At 46.5% G+C, this 10,180-nt stretch carries 8 protein-coding genes; 7 read left to right on the top strand and 1 reads right to left on the bottom strand.

Annotation, left to right across the window (positions count from 1 at the left end; all coding sequences use genetic code 11):
* Positions 1 to 657 precede the first annotated feature (657 nt).
* The gene (locus ACWHX8_RS14235; RefSeq protein ID WP_447968793.1) at positions 658 to 840 is read right to left on the bottom strand and encodes a hypothetical protein; all 183 of its coding nucleotides are present in this window, start codon (positions 838 to 840) and stop codon (positions 658 to 660) included.
* A gap of 451 nt (positions 841 to 1,291) precedes the next feature.
* On the opposite strand from ACWHX8_RS14235, the gene ACWHX8_RS14230 reads away from it, so the two are divergent.
* The 7 genes from ACWHX8_RS14230 to asnB all read left to right on the top strand — a co-directional run bounded on the left by ACWHX8_RS14230 (position 1,292) and on the right by asnB (position 10,138).
* Positions 1,292 to 2,557 carry a hypothetical protein gene (locus ACWHX8_RS14230; protein ID WP_447968792.1) on the top strand — a complete coding sequence of 422 codons (1,266 nt, stop codon included), beginning with the start codon at positions 1,292 to 1,294 and terminating at the stop codon, positions 2,555 to 2,557.
* Between the two features lie 13 nt (positions 2,558 to 2,570).
* On the top strand, positions 2,571 to 3,518 hold the full coding sequence (locus tag ACWHX8_RS14225) for a glycosyltransferase family 2 protein (protein WP_447968791.1): 948 nt from the start codon (positions 2,571 to 2,573) through the stop codon (positions 3,516 to 3,518).
* Positions 3,519 to 3,604: 86 nt separating this feature from the next.
* The gene (locus ACWHX8_RS14220; RefSeq protein ID WP_447968790.1) at positions 3,605 to 4,591 is read left to right on the top strand and encodes a glycosyltransferase; all 987 of its coding nucleotides are present in this window, start codon (positions 3,605 to 3,607) and stop codon (positions 4,589 to 4,591) included.
* Between the two features lie 57 nt (positions 4,592 to 4,648).
* A complete protein-coding gene (locus ACWHX8_RS14215; RefSeq protein ID WP_447968789.1) occupies positions 4,649 to 5,677 on the top strand; it encodes a FemAB family XrtA/PEP-CTERM system-associated protein in 1,029 nt (342 codons plus the stop codon).
* Between the two features lie 108 nt (positions 5,678 to 5,785).
* Positions 5,786 to 6,976, top strand: coding sequence for a TIGR03087 family PEP-CTERM/XrtA system glycosyltransferase (locus ACWHX8_RS14210; protein WP_447968788.1), 1,191 nt, complete (start codon positions 5,786 to 5,788; stop codon positions 6,974 to 6,976).
* A gap of 38 nt (positions 6,977 to 7,014) precedes the next feature.
* Entirely contained in the window at positions 7,015 to 8,223 is a 1,209-nt protein-coding gene (locus ACWHX8_RS14205; protein WP_447968787.1) for a TIGR03088 family PEP-CTERM/XrtA system glycosyltransferase, read from the top strand.
* A 37-nt stretch (positions 8,224 to 8,260) separates the two neighbouring features.
* The gene (gene asnB, locus ACWHX8_RS14200; protein ID WP_447968786.1) at positions 8,261 to 10,138 is read left to right on the top strand and encodes an asparagine synthase (glutamine-hydrolyzing); all 1,878 of its coding nucleotides are present in this window, start codon (positions 8,261 to 8,263) and stop codon (positions 10,136 to 10,138) included.
* The last annotated feature ends 42 nt before the right edge of the window (positions 10,139 to 10,180 follow it).

The following is a 10,180-nucleotide window of genomic DNA, read 5'->3' as shown; positions in this document are numbered from 1 at the left end:
AATTACATATAAAACAATGAAAAGAAAGAGGAAGTGCTTAAATAAAAAATCCGACGGCCAATTGCGCGATTTTTCGTTGAGATAGTATTAGATAGTAGGGGTTATTTTAAGATTGTCAGCTTCCCTGTCAAGCGGACAGGAGCTTTGGGTGCGCAGGAACATCCTGTAAGGTGATCGAGCTGGTGGAGGATTGGAGGGCAAGCGCGGCTTTCTAGGTGATCTTTAGGCAGGTCAGGGGAATCAATGTGGGTATGTATAGCTGACAGGATCTAGTACATGGAGCCATCGATGTCGAAAAGATGCCGATCTCATAGATGCTGCCCTTATCCGGATTTATTCAGCCAAAACAGTCAAGTTTCAAGAAAATTTTGGGAGTAAGGGTTCTTTTTTCCGATTGTATTTCTTCCTTCAGTTGTTTGCTCGTGACAATTGGAATTCATTGTGTCGGAACGGCCTAATTCCTCATGCCGTAGATTTCATTGCACATCTTCTGGTGGATGCCCTTAGTGAGAACATTCTTCTGTTCCATCGCATGTGCAGAGGGTTTACTGGATCGCTCTGTTCGTATCCCGTCTTATGGCTCTCATTTCAATATTGCAGGAAAGACATGTAGCCAAGTGTAATTTTATAAATAAGCCGCATTCCGAATGGTTTGCTTTACACAGAAACGATGCATGTATCGAAGCCCAGCCAGTCGTTCACAGAAATGGGATCTGCACGGTCTTCGTTAAGCTTGATTTTCATTCCACAACAGGCAAGCTTCAGGCGATCGGTTTGGTCACTACCTGTTTTTTCTTTATGAATCTTCTCGCTAGCAAGGGATGTTCTATATGTTCTCATGACATTCTCATATCGCTGCAAGTTTTATGGGATTTGGGGTATGTACAGTTTATGTTGCTGAAGAAAATAATTTCTTGCGACCTCTTTATTTAAACGTTGTTGTAAGAACGTTTGAAATCATTAAGAAAATTAGGAAATTATGTTGGTTTAGTCATGTAGATGGTGTATGGTATGAGACTCAGTGTACGTGTCTTCCATAATACTGTAGCTTTTACGCAATAATCACTAAAAAATGCATTCAATCCTTCTTTCCCAAATTCGTTGGAGGTTCATTTATGATGTGGTGGCAATACAGGAGTTCCGGGTTAAAAGAAAATTGGAACGGAAGAGAGTCGGCGGTTGGATTGTTCGTTCTTTGTGAACGGACTCTAAGGGATGAGGGGGGATGGAGATGAACATTTTGAAGCGCCACTCTGTCAGATTGCTCCTCATTGTCGCATGTGTTGTTTTCATGCAATTTCCTGCACCGCTGTTTGCCACGCTCACTCTTCAGTCGTCTCTCAACGTAACCGAGACATATACTGATAATCTCTTTTTTGAAAGTAAGAAAAATAAACGTGACGATTTTGGCACGTTTGTGATTCCATCACTGACTCTTACCTATGAAAGTCCGGATGTGGTGTTGTCGGGAAGGTATTCTGGTGTTGCCCAATTTTATGTCAATCATCCAGGGGCCAATACGTATATTCACAGGACAAATATTGGAATTGACCTTCCGTTTTTGACCAAGCGGTATAAAGGTCTTGAAATCAGGTTGATTGAATCGTTTAATTTTACTCCAGCTCTGCAAGGATTTTCGTTTGAAGGTGATCCCGCAAATCAGGATAATCCATTGCCAGGTCAGGCAGGCCAAGGGGGGCGTGTTGGCGGCAGCGGGTTTGGCGGCGGTGGGTTTGGCGGTGGCGGGTTGGGCGGTGGCGGGATTGCTGGGGGTAGTACTCCGATTGGTAACCAGGGAGTATTCACTGGACGTCGTGGGTCCAATTCATTTCAAAACCGGGCTGGAGTGGTTGTGAGGTATCATTTATCGCCGCGTTGGGTACCCAATGCTCGTTACGTCAATCGTTATGTCACTTTCACAGACCCTGACTTAAATGATTCGCTGACTCATACCTTAGGGGCTGGGACTAGTTATATCGTATCCCCCAGAACACGGCTGAATGCAAATTACAGAGCAAGTATCAGCGATATTCGACGCGGAGATACCGTGGTGACGCACAGTATCAGAGGGGGGTTTAGTCATACGTTGACTCCAACGGTGAATTTTAGAGCAAGTGCAGGTGTTTCATATACGGAATCGGCTGATAGGATTACATTTTCGGGAAATGCAAATATTTCCAAAAGTTTCGAAGCTGGTTTACTAGCAATAAACTACTTTCAGGGAGTCACGCCTGGTGGTGGGCTATCAACTTCTGGGGTGCTAACTCAACGAGGCACGGCCACGTGGTCGTACCCCATCTCTGAGCGGGTGAGTGGATTCCTGGCGGGCGGCGTTGCCAAAAATAAATCGTTAACCGGCAATGAGGTTGACGTGACGAGTTATCAGGGACAAGTTGGATTCAGTGCTTTGCTCTTGCCTTGGTTGAGTGGAAATATTTCATACAGTTACATTAAGCAGAATTCAGATGGCTCCGCCACGGCATCAAGAACGGCCACGGTGAATCAAGGGTTTATTGGCCTGACTGCCAGACTCCCTGATTGGCGAATTATGAGATAGGGAACAATGGCGAATGAAAAAACGACCGGCACTCTCCGTTATTGTTCCCGTCTATAATGAACAAGAAAGCACTCCTGTGCTTTTTGACAAGATCGTGTCGGCATGTCAGTCGTTAGGGGAGCCGTTTGAAGTCATCTTTATTGATGATGGGAGTCAGGATCAGACTCCTCAAGTGTTGGAACAGTTACATCACGATCATTCATACGTTCGCGTCGTTCAATTTAGGAAAAACTATGGGCAAACTCTCGCGATGGCAGCCGGATTTCGTGCGGCGCAAGGCGAGTTTGTCGTGAGTATGGATGGTGATTTACAGAATGATCCCAAAGATATCCCGAAGTTACTGGACAAACTGAAGGAGGGGTATGGGGTCGTCTGTGGCTGGCGCAAGGCTCGAAAAGATAAGTTAATTTCCCGTCGAATCCCTTCTATTATTGCCAATTGGATTATAGGGAAAATTACCGGAGTCGCCATTCATGACAATGGATGTTCCTTGAAGGCGTATCGCCGACACGTCGTGAAACAATTACCACTATACGCCGACTTTCATCGATTTATCCCGGCGATGTCGACACTTGGCGGGGCCCAAGTTGCCGAAGTCGTTGTGACGCATCATGCCCGGCAGTATGGCTCGAGTAAATATGGGATTTCTCGGGCTTGGCGGGTGTTTTTGGATTTGTTCGTGGTGAGTTTGCTTGTCAGATCTTCTTCTCGTCCAGCTCTCTGGTTTGCTCGGGCAAGTGGTGTCGCCTGTGTGTTAGGTCTGGTGTGCTTATTCGTGTTTCTTACACATGATGTGTCAGGCATTGTCCTTCCGTCTGTGGCCTTCATGCTGTTAGCCTTAACTGGTCATTTGCTTGCGCTCGGTATACTGGGTGAAATGGTGTTGTCAACCGGAGATTTTCATTCAGAAAAATTTGTGAGCGACAGTATTCTTGCCAAGAAGCCCGGGTTTCATTCGTGAACATATTTTTGGTCGAACAGGATCACTCTCTCGCAATCATTACCGTTTCAACCTGAGTTGTATATTAGGATTAGCCCTCTACTTGTATGAATTCTTCCAGTTCAGATACCGCACAGGCTATCCACGAGTCACCTCAGCCGACTCCCTCAGTTTCGATTGTTGTGCCTGTGGTCGAGCGGACACATGATGTTGAAGCTGTCTATCAAGCCTATTCCTTGATTCTTGAGAAATTACAGGTGACATTCGAGTTTATCTTTGTCATCGATGGAGGAGAGCAGGGGGTGATGCGATCTCTTGAGAAACTTCAGGGGGACCCATCTGTGCTGAGAGTTGTACCTCTTCCGTATTACTTTGGCGAATCAATGGCATTGACGGTGGGGTTTGAGCAAGCAATCGGAGACACGATTGTGACGTTGCCAGCGTATTTTCAAACGGCTCCTGAAGGTCTTGAGAACGTTCTCAAGCATGTGGATGAAGGATATGACTTAGTCGTCACCAGGCGCTGGCCACGAATTGATACGTGGTTGAATCGTCTTCAAACACAAGTGTTTCATGCATTAGCGAATCGATTAACCGGCATTAATCTTCATGATCTAGGGTCCGGTCTTCGCGCCATGAAAAAGCAGGTTGCCCAAGAGGTATCCATCTACGGTGACCTCCATCGTTTTTTACCACTGCTTGCCCACCAAAAAGGTTTTCGGCTGATTGAAGTCGATATTCCTCAACATGCAACGGAGAGTCAGTCTCGCCTGTATCGGCCCGGTGTGTACCTCAGGCGCATCTTGGACCTTCTTACCGTCGTATTTCTTTTCAAGTTTACGAAAAAACCCTTGCGATTCTTTGGTTTGATCGGGAGTGGGTTATTTGCCGCCGGGTTCTGCGTGTCTGCGTTGTTAGCGCTAGAACGATTGTTAGGGGTAACTGCATTGTCTGACCGGCCACTATTGATTCTGGGGGTGCTACTCATGGTGTTAGGGGTCCAAGTTGGATCCATTGGGCTTCTAGGGGAAATTATTATCTTTACCCATGCTCGAAAATTAAAAGAGTACACTATTCGAAAGTTCTTGCGGTAATTCAAATATTTTCTCGTAATTCTCGCATCTTGTCAGTTTCATAGGACGTGAGTGGCAATGGAAATTCATTCATATCTTCCAGAGAACCAGAGTCGATGGGATGACTTCGTCGCAGTTGCGTCGACAGGCACGTTTTTTCATACGAGCATGTGGAAAGCCGTGATAGAAAAAGTGTTTGGCTATAAGTCGCTCTATTACCTTGCGGAGCGAGTTGGCACAATCGAGGGAGTGCTTCCACTATTTTTAGTGAACAAGCCCCTGCGCGGGCAGGTCCTGATTTCAGTCCCGTTTGGTGTCTATGGCGGAATCTGTGCTGAGTCCCTTGAAGCAGTTGGGTGTCTGAGAGAACGAGGAGAGAGTCTTGCGCGCGAATTGAACGTGGACTTTCTTGAACTGCGTCATATGGACGCTCATAGTATTGATCTTCCGATCAAAGAATTGTATTACAGTTTTTCTCGTGAGATTTTTGATGGGGAAGAAAAAAATATGATGGCCATTCCTCGGAAACAGCGTCGGATGGTTCGTCAGGGGATGAGCCATCAATTGGAATCAAAAATAGGTGGCAAAGAATTTCTCAAAGAATTTTACATGATCTATACGATGAGCTTGAGAAATCTCGGGACTCCAGCGTTTCCCTACCATTTCTTCGAAGTGTTACTGGAAGAGCTGGGAGAGCAATGTAAAATATTAACCGTGTGGCATCAGAATCAGATGGCCGCTGCCGTCATGACGTTTTGTTATAAAGATCAACTACTGCCGTATTATGGAGGCGGACTTCCCCAGTTTCTTCGATATGCCGTGTATGACTTTATGTATTGGGAGCTAATGCGTTATGGCTGGGAGCATGGGTATAAGGTCTTTGACTTTGGTCGAAGTAAGCAAGGGACGGGAGCGTTTGATTTTAAACGACATTGGGGGTTTGAACCCAAACCGCTTCAGTACCAATACTATCTTCCTCATGGGGGAGACATTCCCAATGTGTCTCCGACCAATCCAAAGTTTCAGCCCTTCATCTCTTTGTGGAAAAAACTTCCCCTTCCAGTAGCCAATTTCATCGGTCCGCACATCATCAAGTATCTTCCCTAAAGGTCCGAAAGATCAGAAGAAATAGGGAAGAAAGTTTTTCGCGGATATATGTCGTGAGTGCACAGTCCTCTTGTGTCCTGTGCCATTCGACGGGTTCAATATTTTTACATGAATATTTTGTATCTTGCTCATCGGATTCCCTTTCCCCCGAACAAGGGCGATAAAATTCGGTCATATCATCAAATTCAGTATCTCGCTAAAAATCATACGATCTATCTTGCCTGTCTTGTTGATGATGTTGATGACCTTCAGTACGTCGATGAGTTGAAGAAGTACTGTCAAGTCGTTGAAGCCGTCAACGAACCTCTTGTGAAGCGAGTGTTGCGTACCGGGTTGGCGCTTGTCAGAGGTCAGGCCTTAACCGTTGGTGCATTTTATTCGCACACATTACAGCAAAGGATTAACGCCATCCTTGAGTCTGTCAACATTGATCGCATTATCGTATTTTCGTCACCGATGGCCAAATATGTTCGTCATGTCAATGCGACGCCCAAGCTGATGGATTTTGTTGATGTTGATTCTGAAAAGTGGCGTGAATATGCCGTGTATCAAAAATTTCCTCTCTCGTTACTCTATCGATTGGAAGCCTATCGACTTGGGTGTTATGAAAAGGCCATAGCCGAAGAATTTGAACAATCAGTATTTATTTCCGCTGAGGAAGCCAATGTCTTTTGTGATCGTGTAAAAAACTGTCCTGTGAATGTGATCCCCAACGGAGTTGATATCGACTTTTTTCAACCCCATCGTTGTGCGGAAACGGGAATTGCTCAAGATGGAACGATTGTGTTTACCGCGGCGATGGATTATTTCCCAAATATTGACGCGGCTCAGTTCTTCTGCCGAGATATTTTCCCAAGGATTTGTGAGCTATTTCCTCAGGTTCGTTTCGATATTGTCGGGCGAAAGCCCGATCCAAAAGTGTTGCGGCTCGCACAGCTTGGGCGTATCAATGTGACCGGAACGGTACCCGATGTCCGGCCGTATCTAGAAACGGCATCGATCGCAGTTGTGCCATTACGAATTGCCCGGGGTGTACAAAATAAAATTCTTGAAGCCATGGCCATGGGGTTGCCTGTTGTTGGCACGTCTAATGCTTTTGAAGGGATTTCAGTATGTCAGGACAATGGTATACGAATCGTGGATGATCCGATTCAATTTGCTGATGAAGTCATCAGCCTGCTTCATGACCCTGTGTTACGCACGACATGCGGAATACGGGCTCGAGAGTTTGTGCGGCAACGTGGTAGTTGGGACGATTGTGGGGCCGAGCTGGAGCGATTAGTCCATAGTATGAGTTGAGTGGCGTAGAGTCTTTCTCACGGGATGGGAAGCAGAGGATGTTGCCAGAACGTAAAAGTCACGATGCGCCCCCGATTATCCTCCACTTGGTATTTCGTTTAGCCATGGGAGGGTTAGAGAATGGGCTGGTCAATCTGATTAATCACATGCCTGCAGATCGTTATCGTCATGTGATTGTGTGTTTGACGGATTTTACGGATTTTCGAGATCGTATTACCCGAACTGATGTCGAGGTAGTGGCGATTCATAAACAACCTGGCCTGGATTGGGGATCGTACGTGAGGATATGGAACGTGTTGAAGCAATTGAACCCGAATATTCTTCATACACGGAATTTACCGACAGTGGAGTATGCCATCCTGGCGACCCTGGCAGGTGTTCCTTGTCGTATCCATGGGGAGCATGGCCGGGATATTCATGATCAATATGGTGCCAATCTGAAATTTCGCCTGTTTCGAAAGTTTGTGGCCATGTGGATTCAGCACTTTATCGCGGTGAGTGAAGATCTTGCGCAATGGTGTCAATCGAGTATTGGAATCAATCGCCGTCGAATTAGTCAGATATATAATGGCGTAGATATTCAACGATTTCATCCTCGACAAGGAGCACGGCCAGAACTGTTTCCCCAAGGATTTGCTTCCTCCAATCAATTTATTATTGGCACAATTGGACGAATGCAACAGGTCAAGGATCAAATAACCTTGGTGCAGGCCTTTCTTCATCTACGTGAATATTTTCCCGATCGTGTAGAACACGTGCGATTAGTTCTCGTGGGCGACGGTCCTCTGCGTCCAGACATTGAACGGTTGATTACAGAACATGGCCTATCACACTCTGTGTGGTTGTCTGGAGAGAGGCAGGATATTCCAGACCTACTTCGGTCATTTGACCTGTTCGTTCTTCCCTCGGAGGCGGAGGGAATTTCTAATACGATTTTAGAGGCGATGGCGTGCGGGTTGCCCGTGCTGGCAACGGCTGTGGGAGGAAACGTTGAGCTGGTGATCGATGGCAATACTGGTCGCTTAATTCCTCCGAGAGATCCTCGTGCAATGGCAGAAGCTATGGTGGACTATGTACAAGATCCAAGCCTGGTTCAACAACATGGAAGGGCTGGTCGGGCGTTAACAGAACAACGTTTCAGTCTTGAGACGATGGTGAACGGGTATTTGTCTGTCTACGACTCCGTACTTGGTCGAATGCCTGACCATCGGCAACCGGCCTATGGTGTTTCATCTTCGAGCAAGTGACCGTAACCGTGCGAATGAAAGAAGGTAGCATCTAACGATGTGTGGAATTTGTGGGGTGTTTAATGTTGGGAGTGGAGATCCAGTTCCCGTTCCCTTATTAAAGAAAATGGCGGACACGATCGTTCATCGTGGGCCGGATGAAGAAGGATTTTACTCTGCTGGTCCTGTTGGGCTGGCGCATCGTCGGTTATCGATTATCGATTTAGAAGGTGGGCAGCAACCGCAGACGAATGAAGATCAGTCAGTTTGGGTGGTCTTCAATGGTGAAATCTATAATTTTCAGACATTACGGGAATATTTAATACAAAAGGGTCATACGTTTAAAACACGATCCGACACCGAAGTCATTGTGCATTTATATGAGGAAAAGGGCGAAGACTGCTTTAAGGATTTGCGTGGAATGTTTGCGATTGCCATTTGGGATAGTCGTCAACGGCAGTTGCTTTTGGCGCGAGATCGTGTCGGAAAGAAACCACTGTTTTATGCCTATAATGGGTCACGGGTCGTATTTGGGTCTGAAATGAAGGCCGTGTTAGCCGCGCCAGATGTGTCGCGAGATGTCGATCTCGAAGCGCTGTCTGATTACTTTTCCTTGCTCTATGTGCCTGCACCAAAGTCTATCTTTACGTCAGTTCGCAAAGTCCTCTCTGGGCATTATGTAGTAATATCAGATCGTGGCCTCCGAGATGAAGAGTATTGGGATATTGATTTTTCTCGAACACTCGTCAAATCGGAACGTGAGTGGTGCGAGGAACTCATGGAGGCGTATCGGGAGGCGGTCCAGTTACGGTTGATCAGCGAAGTTCCGTTAGGGGCGTTTTTATCTGGTGGTATTGATTCGTCATCGGTGGTCGCACTGATGAGTCAGATTACTGGAAACCCGGTCATCACAACGTCTATTGGTTTTGAAGAAAAAGAATATGATGAGTTGGATTATGCGCGGCAAGTCGCGACGCAATTTGGTTCGCAACATTTTGAACAAGTCGTTCGTCCTGATGCCGTGGGCATCACCGAAAAGCTTGCCTGGTATTATGATGAGCCGTTTGCCGACTCTTCAGCCATCCCGACGTATTATGTCTCGAAATTAGCACGGGAGCATGTAACCGTTGCGTTATCAGGCGATGGCGGCGATGAGTTATTCGCCGGTTACCGACGGTATGTCTTTGATCGTCGTGAAGAGCAGCTCCGTTCATTCATTCCATCGTGGATTCGCCGTTCGGTGTTCGGTCCGCTCGCGGCCCTCTATCCTAAAGCTGATTGGGCTCCGAGAATATTCCGTGGAAAAGCGACGTTCGAAAATTTAGCGAGGTCTCACATTGAAGGGTACTTCCGATCTATCTCAGCCGTTCGACCTGAAGTCAAGCAGCAGCTCCTTCATCGGCAGGTGCATGAAGCCCTTGGATCGTATGAGACGGTGGATGTGCTTCGCTCGTATTACGAGAAAGCGCAAGGAGCCGATCCAATTGCTCGGATCTTATATGTCGATGTCAAAACATACATGACCGATGATATTTTAACCAAAGTCGATCGTGCGAGTATGGCGCATTCCTTAGAAGTCCGTGCCCCTCTTCTCGATCATCCATTTATGGAGCTCGCCGCCAGTATTCCCGCTTCTTTCAAACTCCAAGGGACGACGGGAAAGCATATCTTAAAAAAGTCGTTAGAGGGAACCTTGAGTCATGACATTCTGTATCGGAGTAAAATGGGGTTTGCCGTTCCCTTAGAGCGATGGTTTCGAGTTGAATTAAAAGATATTGCCCACGACATGTTATTTCAGGATCACGGTCATCCATTTTTGAATATGGACACGGTCGGGAAACTGTGGAAAGAGCATCAATCAGGATTACGAAATCGTGCGACGGAGTTGTGGACCGTGTTGATGTTTCGTATGTGGGAACGTCAATTTCTCTCGTAAGACTTCCTGGGTCTTTTCAGCAATTCTTTCAGCTCAAAAAAG

It is taken from the genome of Nitrospira sp. M1, from assembly GCF_965152605.1.
This window is presented reverse-complemented; position numbering and strand designations above follow the sequence as displayed.

Bases quoted from the DNA above. Each gene is read 5' to 3' on its own strand.
- ACWHX8_RS14235 (WP_447968793.1), bottom strand. From the start codon at position 840: ATGAGAACATATAGAACATCCCTTGCTAGCGAGAAGATTCATAAAGAA.
- ACWHX8_RS14230 (WP_447968792.1), top strand. From the start codon at position 1,292: ATGCAATTTCCTGCACCGCTGTTTGCCACGCTCACTCTTCAGTCGTCT.
- ACWHX8_RS14225 (WP_447968791.1), top strand. From the start codon at position 2,571: ATGAAAAAACGACCGGCACTCTCCGTTATTGTTCCCGTCTATAATGAA.
- ACWHX8_RS14220 (WP_447968790.1), top strand. From the start codon at position 3,605: ATGAATTCTTCCAGTTCAGATACCGCACAGGCTATCCACGAGTCACCT.
- ACWHX8_RS14215 (WP_447968789.1), top strand. From the start codon at position 4,649: ATGGAAATTCATTCATATCTTCCAGAGAACCAGAGTCGATGGGATGAC.
- ACWHX8_RS14210 (WP_447968788.1), top strand. From the start codon at position 5,786: ATGAATATTTTGTATCTTGCTCATCGGATTCCCTTTCCCCCGAACAAG.
- ACWHX8_RS14205 (WP_447968787.1), top strand. From the start codon at position 7,015: ATGTTGCCAGAACGTAAAAGTCACGATGCGCCCCCGATTATCCTCCAC.
- asnB (WP_447968786.1), top strand. From the start codon at position 8,261: ATGTGTGGAATTTGTGGGGTGTTTAATGTTGGGAGTGGAGATCCAGTT.